This is a genomic window from Brenneria sp. g21c3 (assembly GCF_040240345.1).
GTDB lineage: Bacteria > Pseudomonadota > Gammaproteobacteria > Enterobacterales > Enterobacteriaceae > Brenneria.
This window is the reverse complement of the sequence record NZ_JBEIAB010000011.1, coordinates 54,508-69,239: the sequence shown is the minus strand read 5'-3', so window position 1 is coordinate 69,239 and position 14,732 is coordinate 54,508. Positions and strand designations below refer to the sequence as shown.

General features: G+C 54.8%; 19 protein-coding genes. 12 read left to right on the top strand and 7 right to left on the bottom strand.

The features are described 5' to 3' along the window. The first annotated feature begins 104 nt into the window (after nucleotides 1-104). Nucleotides 105-1,199, top strand: a complete 1,095-nt coding sequence (gene degS, locus ABRZ28_RS16180; protein ID WP_319605176.1) for an outer membrane-stress sensor serine endopeptidase DegS — start codon at nucleotides 105-107, stop codon at nucleotides 1,197-1,199. A 77-nt stretch (nucleotides 1,200-1,276) separates the two neighbouring features. Here the strand turns inward: degS and murA are convergent, their stop codons facing one another. The 7 genes from murA to mlaF all read right to left on the bottom strand — a co-directional run bounded on the left by murA (nucleotide 1,277) and on the right by mlaF (nucleotide 6,165). Then, entirely contained in the window at nucleotides 1,277-2,539 is a 1,263-nt protein-coding gene (gene murA, locus ABRZ28_RS16175; protein ID WP_319605175.1) for a UDP-N-acetylglucosamine 1-carboxyvinyltransferase, read from the bottom strand. A 52-nt stretch (nucleotides 2,540-2,591) separates the two neighbouring features. Next, a complete protein-coding gene (ibaG, locus tag ABRZ28_RS16170; protein ID WP_319605174.1) occupies nucleotides 2,592-2,846 on the bottom strand; it encodes a BolA family iron metabolism protein IbaG in 255 nt (84 codons plus the stop codon). A 188-nt stretch (nucleotides 2,847-3,034) separates the two neighbouring features. Continuing rightward, the gene (mlaB, locus tag ABRZ28_RS16165; protein ID WP_319605173.1) at nucleotides 3,035-3,337 is read right to left on the bottom strand and encodes a lipid asymmetry maintenance protein MlaB; all 303 of its coding nucleotides are present in this window, start codon (nucleotides 3,335-3,337) and stop codon (nucleotides 3,035-3,037) included. A gap of 15 nt (nucleotides 3,338-3,352) precedes the next feature. Beyond that, nucleotides 3,353-3,982 carry a phospholipid-binding protein MlaC gene (gene mlaC, locus ABRZ28_RS16160; protein WP_319605172.1) on the bottom strand — a complete coding sequence of 210 codons (630 nt, stop codon included), beginning with the start codon at nucleotides 3,980-3,982 and terminating at the stop codon, nucleotides 3,353-3,355. A gap of 12 nt (nucleotides 3,983-3,994) precedes the next feature. Continuing rightward, on the bottom strand, nucleotides 3,995-4,555 hold the full coding sequence (gene mlaD / locus ABRZ28_RS16155) for an outer membrane lipid asymmetry maintenance protein MlaD (RefSeq protein WP_319605171.1): 561 nt from the start codon (nucleotides 4,553-4,555) through the stop codon (nucleotides 3,995-3,997). A gap of 4 nt (nucleotides 4,556-4,559) precedes the next feature. Next, nucleotides 4,560-5,342, bottom strand: a complete 783-nt coding sequence (mlaE, locus tag ABRZ28_RS16150) for a lipid asymmetry maintenance ABC transporter permease subunit MlaE (protein ID WP_319605170.1) — start codon at nucleotides 5,340-5,342, stop codon at nucleotides 4,560-4,562. Nucleotides 5,343-5,349: 7 nt separating this feature from the next. Next, nucleotides 5,350-6,165 (bottom strand): phospholipid ABC transporter ATP-binding protein MlaF, encoded by an 816-nt coding sequence (mlaF, locus tag ABRZ28_RS16145; protein ID WP_330520901.1) that lies wholly within the window; start codon nucleotides 6,163-6,165, stop codon nucleotides 5,350-5,352. A 305-nt stretch (nucleotides 6,166-6,470) separates the two neighbouring features. Between mlaF and ABRZ28_RS16140 the strand changes: the two genes are divergently transcribed. The 11 genes from ABRZ28_RS16140 (at nucleotide 6,471) to npr (ending at nucleotide 14,708) form a co-directional block, all read left to right on the top strand. Continuing rightward, nucleotides 6,471-7,436 (top strand): calcium/sodium antiporter, encoded by a 966-nt coding sequence (locus tag ABRZ28_RS16140; RefSeq protein ID WP_319605168.1) that lies wholly within the window; start codon nucleotides 6,471-6,473, stop codon nucleotides 7,434-7,436. A 33-nt stretch (nucleotides 7,437-7,469) separates the two neighbouring features. Beyond that, the gene (kdsD, locus tag ABRZ28_RS16135) at nucleotides 7,470-8,456 is read left to right on the top strand and encodes an arabinose-5-phosphate isomerase KdsD (RefSeq protein ID WP_319605167.1); all 987 of its coding nucleotides are present in this window, start codon (nucleotides 7,470-7,472) and stop codon (nucleotides 8,454-8,456) included. 39 nt (nucleotides 8,457-8,495) lie between these two features. Further along, nucleotides 8,496-9,062: a 3-deoxy-manno-octulosonate-8-phosphatase KdsC gene (kdsC, locus tag ABRZ28_RS16130; RefSeq protein WP_319605166.1), complete on the top strand. Its 567-nt coding sequence runs from the start codon at nucleotides 8,496-8,498 to the stop codon at nucleotides 9,060-9,062. Next, nucleotides 9,059-9,628: an LPS export ABC transporter periplasmic protein LptC gene (lptC, locus tag ABRZ28_RS16125; RefSeq protein WP_330520900.1), complete on the top strand. Its 570-nt coding sequence runs from the start codon at nucleotides 9,059-9,061 to the stop codon at nucleotides 9,626-9,628. Before kdsC ends, lptC begins: the two co-directional genes overlap by 4 nt. Next, the gene (lptA, locus tag ABRZ28_RS16120) at nucleotides 9,606-10,181 is read left to right on the top strand and encodes a lipopolysaccharide ABC transporter substrate-binding protein LptA (protein WP_319605164.1); all 576 of its coding nucleotides are present in this window, start codon (nucleotides 9,606-9,608) and stop codon (nucleotides 10,179-10,181) included. Before lptC ends, lptA begins: the two co-directional genes overlap by 23 nt. A gap of 3 nt (nucleotides 10,182-10,184) precedes the next feature. Beyond that, nucleotides 10,185-10,910: an LPS export ABC transporter ATP-binding protein gene (lptB, locus tag ABRZ28_RS16115; RefSeq protein WP_319605163.1), complete on the top strand. Its 726-nt coding sequence runs from the start codon at nucleotides 10,185-10,187 to the stop codon at nucleotides 10,908-10,910. Nucleotides 10,911-11,116: 206 nt separating this feature from the next. Beyond that, nucleotides 11,117-12,550, top strand: a complete 1,434-nt coding sequence (rpoN, locus tag ABRZ28_RS16110; RefSeq protein WP_319605162.1) for an RNA polymerase factor sigma-54 — start codon at nucleotides 11,117-11,119, stop codon at nucleotides 12,548-12,550. Between the two features lie 22 nt (nucleotides 12,551-12,572). Then, a complete protein-coding gene (gene hpf / locus ABRZ28_RS16105) occupies nucleotides 12,573-12,860 on the top strand; it encodes a ribosome hibernation promoting factor (RefSeq protein ID WP_319605161.1) in 288 nt (95 codons plus the stop codon). 96 nt (nucleotides 12,861-12,956) lie between these two features. Further along, nucleotides 12,957-13,430, top strand: a complete 474-nt coding sequence (ptsN, locus tag ABRZ28_RS16100; protein WP_319605160.1) for a PTS IIA-like nitrogen regulatory protein PtsN — start codon at nucleotides 12,957-12,959, stop codon at nucleotides 13,428-13,430. Between the two features lie 151 nt (nucleotides 13,431-13,581). Next, a complete protein-coding gene (gene rapZ / locus ABRZ28_RS16095) occupies nucleotides 13,582-14,433 on the top strand; it encodes an RNase adapter RapZ (RefSeq protein WP_319605159.1) in 852 nt (283 codons plus the stop codon). A 2-nt stretch (nucleotides 14,434-14,435) separates the two neighbouring features. Beyond that, on the top strand, nucleotides 14,436-14,708 hold the full coding sequence (gene npr, locus ABRZ28_RS16090) for a PTS phosphocarrier protein NPr (protein ID WP_330520899.1): 273 nt from the start codon (nucleotides 14,436-14,438) through the stop codon (nucleotides 14,706-14,708). The last annotated feature ends 24 nt before the right edge of the window (nucleotides 14,709-14,732 follow it).

Genomic DNA, 14,732 nt, shown 5'->3' with positions numbered 1-14,732 from the left:
AAACGGCCCGACGCCGGAGTAAAAAATCGGGTACTGCATCATGCGGCATCCAATCATCTCATGATATTCTCACGTCATATTCCTTTTATCGTAAAAACATGCCCATGCTTGTTAAATTATCCCGTTCCATACTGATTGGAGTGATCGTCGCCGGCCTTCTGCTGTTCGCGCTTCCGGTACTGCGAACAGGTTCGGCTTTGTTTAAGTCCAGTAACGATAATAACGACAACGCCGCCGAGAGCGCGCCGTTAAGCTATTATCAGGGCGTGCGCCGGGCGGCGCCCGCCGTGGTCAATGTTTATAACCGCGTCCCCAATCCGGAACAGTCAAAAGAACTCAATGTCCAGACGCTTGGCTCCGGCGTGATCATGAGTGAAAAAGGTTACATTCTGACCAACAAGCACGTAATTAATAACGCGCAACAAATTCTGGTCGCACTTCAGGACGGCCGACTCTTTGAGGCGATGGTGGTGGGGTCAGACAGCCTGACCGATCTCGCCGTACTGCAAATTGACGGCGTCAATCTGCCCGTCATTCCGATTAATCCAGACCGCACGGCGCATATCGGGGATGTGGTGATGGCTATCGGCAACCCCTACAATCTGGGACAAACCATTACGCAGGGCATTATCAGCGCCACCGGCCGCGTCGGGCTTAGCGGCGCCGGCGAGGATAACCGCCAGAATGGTCGGCAAAACCTGCTGCAAACCGATGCATCGATCAACCGCGGCAACTCTGGCGGCGCCCTGGTTAATACGCTGGGCGAACTGGTCGGCATCAACACCTTATCTTTTGATAAAAGCAGCGACGGAGAAACGCCGGAAGGGATCAGCTTCGCCATTCCCGTCGCCCTGGCGACCAAGGTCATGGGCAAACTTATCCGCGATGGCCGCGTCATCCGCGGTTATATGGGCGTCAATGGTATACAAATGGAAAATATCGACAGGAAAGGCATCGGTCAGGGCCGGTTTGCCGGCATCCTGGTTAAAACCATCGATCCGGGCGGCCCGGCGGATAAAGCGGGTATCCAGGTGAATGATATTCTGCTGAGCGTCAACAATAAACCCACCCGCTCGGTTATTGAAACCATGGATCAGGTGGCGGAATTACATCCGGGTACCGTCATTCCGGTGACTATCGAGAGAGATAAGAAATCGATAACGTTGAATATGACGATCCAGGAGTTTCCGGTCAATTAACCGCGTTTACCGCGTGGATAGACAGATAATCAGAAAAAAACCGGGTAGCGATAAGCCGCCCGGTCCGCTTTCATTGGCTAGTCGCTTTCTTTGACGCGTTCGATATTGGCGCCCAACGCGCGTAACTTATCTTCGATACGCTCGTAGCCGCGATCGATATGATAAATACGATCGACCACCGTCACGCCGTCGGCGATACAGCCGGCCAGCACCAGGCTCGCGGAGGCGCGTAAATCCGTCGCCATCACCTGCGCGCCGGACAGTTTTTCCACGCCGTGGCAAATCACCGTGTTGCTCTCGATTTCAGCCTGCGCGCCCATGCGGATCAGCTCCGGCACATGCATAAAACGGTTTTCAAAAATCGTCTCGGTGATTACGCCGGTTCCTTCGGCAACCAGATTCAGCAGGCTGAACTGCGCCTGCATATCCGTCGGGAAACCGGGATGAGGCGCGGTACGGATCGTCACGCCTTTCGGACGCTGACCGTGCATATCAAGGCTGATCCAGTCCTCGCCGGTTTCAATATCCGCCCCCGCTTCACGCAGTTTCGCCAGCACCGCATCCAGGGTGTCGGGACGAGTATGGCGACAGATCACCTTACCGCCGGAAATCGCCGCCGCGACCAGAAAGGTTCCGGTTTCGATACGGTCGGGCAAAACGCGGTATACGCCGCCGCCCAAACGCGCGACGCCTTCAATGATGATTTTATCCGAACCCGCGCCGCTGATTTTGGCGCCCAGCGTATTCAGGAAATTTGCCGTATCGACGATTTCCGGCTCGCGCGCCGCATTTTCAATCACGGTGGTGCCTTCGGCCAGCGTGGCCGCGCTCATAATCGTCACCGTGGCGCCCACGCTGACCTTATCCATGACGATGTGCGCCCCTTGCAGACGACCGTTCACCGAGGCCTTGACATAGCCTTCTTCCAGCACAATCTCGGCGCCCAACTGCTCAAGGCCGTTGATATGCAAATCAACCGGACGCGCGCCGATGGCGCATCCGCCCGGTAATGACACCTGCCCCTGACCAAAACGCGCCACCAACGGTCCCAACGCCCAAATGGATGCGCGCATGGTTTTTACCAAATCATAGGGCGCGCAGAATACATTAACCTTGCCGGCGTCGACATGTACCGAACCATTACGTTCAACACGCGCGCCCAGTTGGCTGAGCAGTTTCATTGTCGTATCAATGTCTCTCAGCTTTGGTACATTCTGGATCTCCACCGGCTCTTCCGCGAGCAAGGCGGCAAACAGGATGGGCAGAGCAGCGTTCTTGGCTCCGGAAATGGTGACTTCACCAGTAAGCCGGGTTGGCCCCTGCACACGAAATTTATCCATAGCGGCTGTTTCTCAGTGTTCTAAATTCAATATTGCATCACAAGCCACTGGCTTAAAAACCATTAAGCTTGCGGTCACGCTGCCATTCTTCCGGCGTATACGCCTTGATCGACAGAGCGTGAATACGGTTATCGGCGATATATTCCATCAACGGAGCATAAACGGCCTGTTGTTTCTTCACCCGGTTCATTCCGGCGAACAGCTCACCCACAACAATCACCTGAAAGTGGCTGCCGTCGCCCGATACGTGGGCTTCGTCCAGTGCCAATGCATTCATCAGCACGTCTTTAATTTCATTATTTTCCATCGCTCTCGATTTCTATGTCTGGGGGGGATGATAAACAGGTTGGTATATTAGATGAAACCGGCGCTATCTTAAACAAAGAAAAAGCCCCGCCCCTTCATCTTTCAAGCCGCAGGCGGGTCGGCCGCCAGCGGCTTGAAAGCGATGGGATAGATGTCTAACGCCTGAAGGAGATACGCATAAGAGACTGGCTATGCAACCGGCTCGACAGGGATGATTTCTTTCAGGTTATACAGCGCTATCAGCGTTTTTAACCGATCGCCCGCCCCGATAATTTTCAATTCTCCCCCGTTTTGGGAACGTTGATAATAAAAATGAATCAACAAGGCCAGGCCGGCGGAGTCGACGCGGCTTAGCCCGGACACATCCAGCGTTGTCTTATCGGCCAGTAACGGGTCGCGTTGCTGCCAGAGCGGCAACAACGTTTCACGATCCAGCCCGCCGGTTAAAACCAGCGTTGATTGCTGCGACTGCCAGCTCAGTGCATTATCCATTCGTTCTTACTCTGCTCAGTTTTGCTTATCCAGCGTAATCGGTTGTTTTGCAGCGGCTTCCAACTGCTGAGTCAGGCCGTCGACGCCTTTCTGACGCAGTGTCGCCGCCCATTCATTTTGCTTGGTGGTGATCATGCTGACGCCTTCGGCAATCATGTCATAAGCCTGCCAGTTGCCGGATTGGCTGTTTTTACGCCATTGGAAATCAAGACGCACCGGCGGGCGGCCGCCTTGATCGATAATGGTGACGCGGATAGAAATAATATTGGCGTCGCCCAGCGGCTGATCGGGGGCGATCTGGTAGGTCTGCCCGTGATATAACGCCAGAGCCTGACCGTATGCCTGCTCCAGATAGGCTTCAAACGCTTTGAAATAGGCATCGCGCTGCGCCGGCGTCGCCTCTTTATAGTAACGGCCCAGCACTAACGCCCCGGCATATCTGATCTGCACATACGGCAGCAGTTCTTCACGCACCACGCTGCGCAGATAATCCGGGTTTTGTCTGATACGCGGCTGTTCGTTTTTCAGGCGATCAAAGGTTTTTTGCGCCGCCTCGCTCATCAAACGATAAGGGTTGGTTTGATCCACGGCGTTGGCTAACGGCGCAACCACCAGCAGAGCTGCCATCAGTAAACGTTTAAACATACAGCTATCCTCTTATGGATGTGAAGTAACGGGTTGGTTCTGCGGCGCCGGCGTCGCCGTAGCGGCCGGCGCAGAATTTTCCTGACCGGCATTATCTTCGTTATTGCCGCCGCTCTTATATAAGAATTGGCCGATGAGATCCTCCAGCACCATAGCGGACTTGGTATCCTGAATAACCCCGCCGTCTTTCAGGATCGAGGTTCCCATCTCTTCATCCTCAAAACCGATATTCAGCGCCAGATATTGCTCGCCCAACAGACCCGATGTCCTAATCGCCAGCGAACTGGTGTCCGGAATATGGTTATAACGTTGCTCAATGTCCATCGCCACGCGAGGAAGGTAGGTTTTCTCATCGAGCGAAATATCCGCGACTCTGCCGGCCACCACGCCGCCAATCTTGATCGGCGAACGGGCTTTCAGGCCGCCGATATTGTCGAACGTCGCGTATAAACGGTACGTTGGCTCACTGCCGATTGACTTGAGATCGGCGACTTTCAGACACAAAAAGATGATGGCGCACAGCGCAATCAACATAAATGCGCCAACCCAGATTTCACTTTTTTTCGTTTGCATCGACTCAGTTCCCAAACATCAGTGCTGTCAGCACAAAATCCAATCCCAATACCGCTAATGATGAATGCACGACGGTACGGGTCGTTGCACGGCTGATCCCTTCTGAAGTAGGAATCGCATCATAACCATTAAACAGCGCAATCCAGGTCACGGTAATGGCGAAAACGACGCTTTTAATCACGCAGTTCAGTATGTCCTGCCGCCACTCGACCGCTCCCTGCATGGCCGACCAGAAAAACCCGCTGTCTATGCCTTTCCAGTTCACGCCGACCAGCGCCCCGCCCCAGATGCCGATGGCGACGAAGATGATCGACAGCAGCGGCATGCTGATCGCGCCGGCCCAGAAGCGCGGCGCGACCACGCGCCTGAGCGGATCGACGGCCATCATTTCCATACTGGACAACTGCTCGGTGGCCTTCATCAGGCCGATCTCCGCCGTCAGCGCCGACCCGGCGCGACCGGCGAACAATAATGCCGTCACCACCGGGCCGAGTTCCCGCAGCAACGACAAGGCCACCATCACGCCCAGGCTGGCCTCGGCGCTGTAGGTGTTCAAAATAAGATAACCTTGCAGCCCCAGCACCATACCGATAAACAGGCCGGACACCATAATAATCAGCAGCGACTGCACGCCCACGCTATAAAGCTGTTTGATCAACTGCGGCCACTGCCGCCTGAATTCAGGCTTGCCCACTAATGCATTAAACAGCATCAGTCCGGCGCGGCCAAAAGAAGCGCAGGTCGCTATTCCCTGACGTCCGAGCGACGCCAATGCCTGTAAAAACATGAATTTTTTAACCCCCAACCGAACCTAACAGCGCGGTTTTATAATCACCCGCCGGATAGCGAAAAGGAACGGGCCCATCAGCAACGCCGTCCAGAAACTGGCGAACGCGCGAATCGTCGTTCACTTGCAACTGCGCCGCCGTGCCTTCGGCGATGACCTGCCGATCGGCAATGATGTAGGCGTAATCGGCAATGCTCATCACTTCCGGCACATCATGTGAAACCACGATGCAGGTGACGCCCAATGCGTGATTCAGCTCATCGATCAGCTTCACCAGCGTTCCCATGGTTATCGGGTCCTGCCCGACGAAAGGCTCGTCAAACATAATCAGTTGCGGATCGAGCGCAATCGCCCGCGCCAGCGCGGCGCGGCGCGCCATCCCGCCGGACAGCTCCGCGGGCATCAGGTCGGCCGCGCCGCGCAGGCCCACCGCTTCCAGCTTCATCAGCACGGTGCTGCGTAACAGCGGCTCCGGCAAACGGCTGTGCTCGCGCAGCGGCCAGGCGACATTATCGAACACGTTCAAATCGGTAAATAACGCGCCGGACTGAAACAGCATGCTCATTTTTTTACGGGACTCATACAGCGCCGAGCGCGAAAGCGCCGGGATATTGTCGCCGTCGAACCAGATCTCGCCGCTATCCGGCGGTATCTGCCCGCCAATCAGACGCAGCAACGTGGTTTTACCAATACCGGACGGCCCCATAATGGCGGTGACCTTCCCCTTGGGGACATTGAGCGTGATATCGGTGAAAATCTGTCGTTTCCCGCGACGAAAACTCAGACCGCGAATTTCAACCAGATTAGTAATCTCATGGTCCATTATCTTATGTTCCTTACCAATCAGCATGTTACGTATATTCGTCGCTGTTTGACGAATAACTGTAATGTGAACGCCACTGTAAAGCGTAACGGCTGACCTTGTTTGTGGGCCGAGTTTTACAAAAAATTACGGCGCGTTCTTGTCCAAAGGAGCGGAACAAAACCGCCATAGGTTTTACTTTTCCGTCTCACACAGTCAGAATTAGCGCTAATGATGAGAAGCACCCTTTTCGTTCAGATTTCGTCCAGAACGGCTGGTTTATATGGCTAATAAACCGGTGATTATACCTCAATAAAGGACGCTGCATGCTTTTTGCAACAGTACTCTTGATAGTTGGTTTAGTTTTACTGGTTTATGGTGCCGATCGTCTGGTCTATGGCGCCGCGGTGCTGGCGCGTTCCCTGGGTATCTCCCCGCTGATTATCGGCATCGCCATCGTGGGTTTCGGCACTTCCCTGCCCGAACTGATTGTGTCCGTCACGGCGGCGTTAAACCAGCAGATCGATATGACCGTGGGAAATGTTCTGGGTTCAAATATAGCGAATATTCTGTTAATCCTCGGCAGCGCGGCGCTGATTCGTCCGTTGACGGTTCATTCCGAGCTGTTGCGCCGCGAATTCCCGCTTATGCTGTTGGTCACCGTCTTGTGCGGTTTTTTGCTGCATGATAGCTACCTGAGCCGCATCGACGGCGTGATACTGCTGATCGCCGCCGCGCTGTTCGTCTTGCTGATGTTCAGAATGACGCGTCTGGCCCAGCAGGAAGGATCCGACAGCCTGACCCGGGAGCAAATGGCGGAGCTGCCGCAGGAAGACAGTAATCAGACGGTCGCCATTTTATGGCTCATCCTCGGCTTGATTATTCTGCCGATGGCCGCCCGCATGGTGATCGACAACGCCACCGTGATCGCCCGCCATTTCAATATCAGCGAACTGACCATCGGCCTGACCGTGCTGGCGATCGGCACCAGCCTGCCGGAGTTAGCGACGGCGATTGTTGGTACGCTGAAAAAAGAAGATGATATTGCGCTGGGCAATCTGATCGGCTCGAATATTTTTAACATCGCGATCGTTCTGGGCGTACCGGCGCTGCTTTCTCCGGGCGTGCTTAATCCGCTCGCATTCCAGCGCGATTACTGGGTGATGCTGGGGGCCAGCGCGCTGCTGACCGCGCTTTGCCTCAGCAGGAAACGCCGCATCGGACAGGGCGCCGGCGCGCTTTTATTGTGCGCTTTCGTCGTTTACCTTTCGGTATTGTTCTTTTTTTCCTAACCAGAACATCAAAACAAGCAGGATTATCCAGCTATGTCACATTTTGAACTACAACCCGGTTTTGATTTTCAACAGGCGGGCAAACAGGTTCTGAACATCGAACGCGACGGACTGGCGCAGCTCGATCGCTACATCGACGACAACTTCACCCAGGCCTGTAAAAAGATATTCTACTGTCAGGGGAAAGTGGTGGTGATGGGCATGGGGAAATCCGGCCATATCGGTTGCAAGATGGCCGCCACCTTCGCCAGCACCGGCACTCCGGCCTTTTTCGTTCATCCAGGGGAAGCCAGCCACGGCGATCTGGGCATGGTCACCCCGCATGATATTGTGATCGCCATTTCCAACTCCGGCGAATCCAATGAGATTTTGTCGCTGATCCCGGTATTGAAACGCCAGAAAATATTCCTGATCTGTATGACCGGCAATCCCGACAGCACCATGGGTAAAGCCGCCGACATCCATTTATGCGTTCACGTTCCGCAGGAAGCCTGTCCGCTGGGGTTGGCGCCGACCAGCAGCACCACCGCCACGCTGGTGATGGGCGATGCCCTGGCGGTGGCGCTCTTGCAGGCGCGCGGCTTCACCGCGGAGGATTTCGCCTTATCCCATCCCGGCGGCGCGCTGGGACGCAAACTTTTGCTGCGCGTCAGCGATATTATGCACTCGGGCGACGAGATCCCGCACGTTCCCCTGGACGCCTCCCTGCGCGACGCGCTGCTGGAAATTACGCGCAAAAATCTCGGGATGACGGTAATCTGCGATGCGGAGATGAACATTCAGGGGATCTTCACCGATGGCGACCTGCGCCGGATTTTCGACATGAATATAGACTTGAACAGCGCGCGCATTGCTGATGTGATGACCGCGGGCGGCATTCGCGTTACGCCGCAAACGCTGGCGGTAGATGCCCTGAATCTGATGCAATCCCGCCATATTACATCGTTGCTGGTCGCCGAGAACAGCCGGCTGCTGGGTATCGTTCATATGCACGACATGCTGCGCGCCGGCGTAGTGTGATGCCCCGGCCGTATAAAAAACAACCAAGGATAAACCTGAATGAGTAAAACCGGGGCGCAAATCGATACCTGTTACGGACCTGTCGATCGTCGGGTAGTGGATAAGGCCCGTGATGTTCGTCTGTTGATCTGCGATGTGGATGGCGTACTGTCCGACGGCTTAATTTACATGGGCAATCAGGGCGAAGAGCTGAAAGCGTTCAACGTCCGTGACGGTTACGGCATCCGCTGTTTGCTGACTTCCGGGATCGAAGTCGGCATCATTACCGGCCGTTCGGCCAAGCTGCTCGACGATCGTTGCAAGACCCTGGGGATCACGCATCTTTATCAGGGGCAGTCGGACAAGATTTTGGCCTTCAACGATCTGTTGGATAAACTGTCGGTGCAAGCCGCTCAGGTTGCCTATATCGGCGACGACCTGATCGACTGGCCGGTGATGTCCCAGGTGGGCTTAAGCGTCGCCGTGGCCGATGCGCACCCGATGCTGCTGCCGCGTGCCGATTATGTCACGCGTATCGCCGGCGGACGCGGCGCCGTGCGTGAACTTTGCGATTTGATTCTGCTCTCGCAGGATAAGCTGGAAGATGCCAAAGGGTTGTCGATATGAGTAAAGCAAAGCGTTGGCTGACGGCCTTGCTGGCACTGCTGGTGCTGATTTTGATCGGCTTGAATCTGAGCGGGCAGGATGCGGAGTCGCCGCCGGAAACCCCGGCTAACGTCAAACCGGTTTACACCAGCGAAAAAACCACCACGCTGGTTTACAGCCCGGCCGGGAGGCTGAGCTACCGACTGATTGCCGACAAAGCGGAGTACTTCGATGAAGAGCAGTTGAGCTGGTTCACGACGCCCGTCGCCACGCTGTTTAACGAACAGGGCGCCGCCACCTGGTCGGTGCGGGCCGATCGCGCCAAATTGACCAAAGACAAAATGCTCTATCTGTATGGTCACGTCGAGGTCAACAGCCTGACGAATGATTCGCAACTGGAGCGGATTAAAACCGACAACGCTCAGGTCAATCTGGCGACGCAGGATGTCTCTTCCGACGACGAGGTCACCCTGTATGGCGCGAGTTTCACCTCTAACGGAATGAAAATGCGTGGTAATCTGCGTGAGAAGACCGCCGAGTTGATCGAAAAGGTAAAAACCTCTTATGAAATTCAAAACAATAAATAACCGGATGCGCAACACCCTGCTCGCCAGCTCGCTGTTGGCCGCCAGCGTTTCAGCCTTCGCCGTGACGGGAGATAGCAATCAGCCGATTCACATTGATTCAGAGCAGCAATCTCTGGATATGCAAGGCAACACCGTAACCTTTACCGGCAACGTGGTGGTCAAACAGGGAACGATTGAGGTCAAAGCCGATAAGGTGGTGGTCACCCGTCCGCAGGGCGCGCAGGGGCGCGAAGTGGTGGAAGGCTACGGCAATCCGGTCACCTTTTACCAAATGCAGGACAACGGCAAGCCGGTAAAAGGCCGCGCCCAGAAGATTCGCTACGAGTTGGCCAATGATTTTCTGATCCTGACCGGCAACGCCTATCTGGAGCAGATGGATAGCAACGTCAAAGGCGATCGCATCACCTATCTGGTGAAGCAGCAGCAGATGGAGGCGTTCAGCGACAAGGGCAAACGCGTTACCACGGTATTGGTTCCTTCCCAGTTGCAGCAGAAAGACGACAAGGGACAAACGCCCAACTCTCAACAACAGAAACCACGAGTCACCGAATAACTTATGGCAACATTAATCGCAGAAAACCTGGCTAAGGCGTATAAAGGCCGTAGGGTGGTGGAAGATGTCAGCCTGACCGTCAACTCCGGTGAGATAGTCGGCCTGTTAGGCCCGAACGGCGCCGGGAAGACCACCACGTTTTATATGGTCGTGGGCATCGTTCCGCGCGACGAAGGACGGATCGTGATTGACGACGAAGACATCAGTCTGCTTCCGCTGCACGATCGCGCGCTCAGAGGGATCGGCTACTTGCCGCAGGAAGCCTCGATTTTTCGCCGCTTAAGCGTGTATGACAACCTCATGGCGGTATTGCAGATCCGCAAAGATCTGACCGCCGAGCAGCAGCAGGATCGCGCCAACGAACTGATGGAAGAATTCCATATTATTCATTTGCGCGATAGTCTGGGACAATCGCTTTCCGGTGGGGAAAGGCGCCGGGTGGAAATCGCCAGGGCGCTGGCGGCGAATCCGAAATTCATTCTGCTGGATGAGCCTTTTGCCGGTGTTGACCCCATTTCGGTGATTGATATAAAAAAAATAATCGAACACCTGCGTGACAGCGGACTCGGCGTGTTGATCACCGATCATAACGTCCGCGAAACGCTGGATGTCTGTGAGCGCGCCTATATCGTCAGTCAGGGCCATTTGATCGCTCACGGTTCACCGGCGGAGATACTGGCCGACGAGCAGGTAAAACGCGTCTATCTGGGCGAAGGCTTCAGACTCTGATAGGGTAGAGTTTTTATTGCATGTCCTATGGCGGGCTGCCCTGCCCGTCTTCTGGGGCCGACGCCGCGCGTTGTTAAAAAATGCTCCCGGCGTTTTCTTCAAGGTATAACAAGGCGACAACCGCATGATTTTCCAGGATTTCAGACCGGAACACGCGCCGCTATAACCGGAAAACACAACGGAATATAAGGAATTTAGCGCAACTTATGAAGCAAGGTTTGCAACTCAGGCTTAGCCAGCAACTGGCCATGACTCCACAGCTACAGCAGGCAATCCGTCTGCTGCAACTGTCCACGCTTGAACTGCAACAAGAGATTCAACTGGCGCTGGAAAGCAATCCGTTACTTGAGCAGACGGACAATCACGAAGAAGTAGAGTCATTTGAGACCACGGACAGCGATTCACTGGATACCGGTGAAGCCCTCGAACAAAAAGATATGCCGGAAGAGTTGCCGCTTGACGCGACCTGGGATGAAATCTATTCCGCCGGCACGCCGTCCGGCACCGGCACCGATTATCGCGATGAGGAATTGCCGATCTACCAGGGTGAAACCACCCAGACCCTTCAGGACTATCTGATGTGGCAGGTCGAGCTGACGCCTTTTTCCGATACCGACGCCGCGATAGCGACATCCATCGTCGATGCCGTGGATAACACGGGTTATCTCACCGTGCCGCTGGAAGACATTCTTGACAGCATCGGCGATGAAAACGTCACGCTGGATGAAGTCGAAGCGGTGCTGAAGCGGGTTCAGCGTTTTGATCCCGTCGGCGTGGCGGCGCGCGATCTGCGCGATTGCCTGCTGGTTCAGCTTTCCCAATTCGCCGTCGAGACCCCTCGTCTTGCGGAAGCAAGGCTTATCGTCAGCGAGCACCTCGATCTGTTGGCGAATCACGATTTCCGCAGCCTGATTCGCGCCACCCGGCTGAAAGAAGAGGTGCTGAAAGAGGCGCTGGCGCTGATTCAGTCCCTCGATCCGCGTCCGGGCCAGTCAATCAATACCGGCGAGTCGGAATACGTGATCCCCGACGTGCTGGTGCGAAAAATTCACGGCCGCTGGGTGGTTGAGCTGAACACCGACAGCATTCCCCGGCTACAGATTAACCAGCAATATGCCGCGCTGGGCAACAGCGTGCGTAGCGACAGCGACGGTCAATTCATCCGTAGCCATCTACAGGAAGCCCGCTGGTTGATAAAAAGCCTGGAAAGCCGTAATGATACGCTGCTCAAGGTCACCCGCTGCATCGTGGAACAGCAGCAGGCATTCTTTGATCAGGGCGAAGAGTTCATGAAGCCGATGGTTTTGGCTGATATCGCCCAGGTCGTGGATATGCATGAATCCACCATTTCCCGCGTGACCACGCAGAAGTTTCTGCACAGTCCGCGCGGCATTTTTGAACTAAAATACTTTTTCTCCAGCCATGTGAATACCGACAATGGGGGCGAAGCCTCCTCAACGGCGATCCGGGCGCTGGTCAAAAAGTTAATCGCTGCGGAAAACCCCGCCAAACCGCTAAGCGACAGTAAGCTCACCACGCTGCTCTCCGAGCAGGGTATTATTGTGGCGCGGCGTACCGTTGCGAAATATCGAGAGTCTTTATCTATCCCACCATCAAATCAACGTAAACAGCTGGTTTGATCTCAACTAGAAGGAAGACGCTATGCAGCTCAACATTACCGGACACCATATCGAACTTACCGAACCTCTGCGTGATTTCGTGAATACCAAGTTTGCCAAGTTGGAGCAATTTTTTGACCGCATCAACCAGGTCAATGTGGTGCTTAAAGTGGAGAAAGTACAAAAAATCGCCGACGCCACGCTCCATGTTAATGGCGGAGAGCTGCATGCCACATCTGAAGCGGAAGATATGTACGCCGCCATCGATTTACTGATCGATAAACTGGCCAGACAGTTGAACAAGCATAAGGACAAGCTCAAACAGCACTGATTTTCATCTCCGATCGTTTGGTCGGAGAACAGACCGGGCTCATAAACCGATGGGCCCGGCTCAACTGATGTGAACGTGTCGTTAAGTGAATATAAAATGAACAACGAGCCCATTTTGCAACTCAGCACCGTGTTACGCCCCGAATGCACCCGAAGCGCCGTCCCTTGCCAGAGCAAGAAACGGGCCTTGGAAATCATCAGCGAGCTGGCCGCCAAACAGCTTAATCTGTCTTCGCAGATTATTTTTGACGCCTTGCTCACTCGTGAACGCATGGGCAGCACCGGTATCGGAAATGGCATCGCCATCCCTCATGGCAAGCTGGAAGGAGAGGATGCGCTGGGAGCAATCGGGGTCTTTATCCAGTTGGAACAGCCCGTCGCGTTCGACGCCATTGATAACCAAGGCGTTGATTTACTTTTTGCCTTGCTGGTTCCGGCGGAACAATGTAAAACCCATTTACATACGCTGGCGCTGGCAGCCAAACGATTGGCTGATAAAACCGTTTGTCGCCGCCTGCGCGCCGCGCAAAGCGATGAAGAACTGTATCAGATTATGACGGAAGCCGGTTAAGTCCGGCGGTGATACCAATGAGAAAGGTCGGCATAGTCTGTAATAAGCGTGATATAACCATTCATTGCACAAACCGTCGTTACCGAAACAATCATGACAAGAACAATGGCAACGCTCGTTCGCCATCACGTTGCCAGGGGGGAGTGGTCAGATGGTGCTGATGATCGTCAGTGGTCGCTCAGGCTCAGGAAAATCCGTAGCCCTGCGCGCGCTGGAAGATATGGGATTCTACTGTGTAGATAACCTTCCCGTGGTTCTGCTGCCGGAACTGGCTCAAACGCTGTCGGCGCGGAATATCTCTGCGGCGGTCAGCATTGACGTGCGTAATATGCCGGAGTCGCCGGAAATATTCGAGCACGCGATGGCGCAGTTGCCGCAAAGCTTCTCGCCGCAATTGCTGTTTCTGGATGCCGATCGCAATACGCTGATCCGCCGCTACAGCGATACCCGCCGTCTGCACCCGTTGTCCAGCAAGAATCTGTCGCTGGAAAGCGCCATCGATGAAGAAAACGATCTGCTGGAGCCGCTGCGTTCGCGCGCCGACCTGATCATCGATACTTCGGAGATGTCGGTGCATGAGCTGGCGGAAATGCTGCGCACCCGTCTGCTTGGCAAACGGGAACGCGAACTGACGATGGTGTTTGAATCTTTCGGCTACAAACACGGCATTCCAATCGATGCCGATTATGTGTTTGACGTGCGTTTCCTGCCAAACCCGCACTGGGATCCGAAATTACGGCCGATGACCGGTTTGGACAAGCCCGTAGCCGCCTTCCTCGATCGACATACCGAAGTCCATAATTTTATCTATCAGACCCGCAGCTATCTGGAACTATGGCTGCCCATGCTGGAAACCAATAACCGCAGCTACCTGACCGTGGCCATTGGTTGTACCGGCGGCAAACACCGCTCCGTGTATGTTGCGGAACAGCTGGCTGATTATTTCCGTTCCCGCGGCAAGAATGTCCAGTCTCGCCACCGCACGCTGGAAAAACGCAAATAATCATGACCGTCAGGCAATCCGTTGAAATAAAAAACAAGCTGGGTATGCACGCCCGTCCCGCCATGCAACTGTTTGAACTGGTGCAACGCTTTGATGCCGAAGTGAAATTACGTAATGATAGCGGCACCGAGGCGGAAGCCAGCAGCGTCATCGCCATGCTGATGCTGGACTCGGCCAAAGGCCGTGTGATCGAAGTGGAAGCCAGCGGCCCGGATGAGGCGAAAGCGCTGGCCGCCGTCGTTGAGCTATTCGAAGCCGGATTTAACGAAGAGTAATGCGCCGCGCTCTCCGGCTTGTTC

Excerpts from the sequence above, each read along its gene's own strand:
- mlaB (WP_319605173.1), bottom strand. The coding sequence starts at position 3,337 with ATGGATAATGCACTGAGCTGGCAGTCGCAGCAATCAACGCTGGTTTTA.
- kdsD (WP_319605167.1), top strand. The coding sequence starts at position 7,470 with ATGTCACATTTTGAACTACAACCCGGTTTTGATTTTCAACAGGCGGGC.
- mlaF (WP_330520901.1), bottom strand. The coding sequence starts at position 6,165 with ATGGACCATGAGATTACTAATCTGGTTGAAATTCGCGGTCTGAGTTTT.
- murA (WP_319605175.1), bottom strand. The coding sequence starts at position 2,539 with ATGGATAAATTTCGTGTGCAGGGGCCAACCCGGCTTACTGGTGAAGTC.
- hpf (WP_319605161.1), top strand. The coding sequence starts at position 12,573 with ATGCAGCTCAACATTACCGGACACCATATCGAACTTACCGAACCTCTG.
- rapZ (WP_319605159.1), top strand. The coding sequence starts at position 13,582 with ATGGTGCTGATGATCGTCAGTGGTCGCTCAGGCTCAGGAAAATCCGTA.
- npr (WP_330520899.1), top strand. The coding sequence starts at position 14,436 with ATGACCGTCAGGCAATCCGTTGAAATAAAAAACAAGCTGGGTATGCAC.
- lptB (WP_319605163.1), top strand. The coding sequence starts at position 10,185 with ATGGCAACATTAATCGCAGAAAACCTGGCTAAGGCGTATAAAGGCCGT.
- kdsC (WP_319605166.1), top strand. The coding sequence starts at position 8,496 with ATGAGTAAAACCGGGGCGCAAATCGATACCTGTTACGGACCTGTCGAT.
- ptsN (WP_319605160.1), top strand. The coding sequence starts at position 12,957 with ATGAACAACGAGCCCATTTTGCAACTCAGCACCGTGTTACGCCCCGAA.
- ABRZ28_RS16140 (WP_319605168.1), top strand. The coding sequence starts at position 6,471 with ATGCTTTTTGCAACAGTACTCTTGATAGTTGGTTTAGTTTTACTGGTT.
- degS (WP_319605176.1), top strand. The coding sequence starts at position 105 with ATGCTTGTTAAATTATCCCGTTCCATACTGATTGGAGTGATCGTCGCC.
- mlaC (WP_319605172.1), bottom strand. The coding sequence starts at position 3,982 with ATGTTTAAACGTTTACTGATGGCAGCTCTGCTGGTGGTTGCGCCGTTA.
- rpoN (WP_319605162.1), top strand. The coding sequence starts at position 11,117 with ATGAAGCAAGGTTTGCAACTCAGGCTTAGCCAGCAACTGGCCATGACT.
- ibaG (WP_319605174.1), bottom strand. The coding sequence starts at position 2,846 with ATGGAAAATAATGAAATTAAAGACGTGCTGATGAATGCATTGGCACTG.
- mlaD (WP_319605171.1), bottom strand. The coding sequence starts at position 4,555 with ATGCAAACGAAAAAAAGTGAAATCTGGGTTGGCGCATTTATGTTGATT.
- lptC (WP_330520900.1), top strand. The coding sequence starts at position 9,059 with ATGAGTAAAGCAAAGCGTTGGCTGACGGCCTTGCTGGCACTGCTGGTG.
- mlaE (WP_319605170.1), bottom strand. The coding sequence starts at position 5,342 with ATGTTTTTACAGGCATTGGCGTCGCTCGGACGTCAGGGAATAGCGACC.
- lptA (WP_319605164.1), top strand. The coding sequence starts at position 9,606 with ATGAAATTCAAAACAATAAATAACCGGATGCGCAACACCCTGCTCGCC.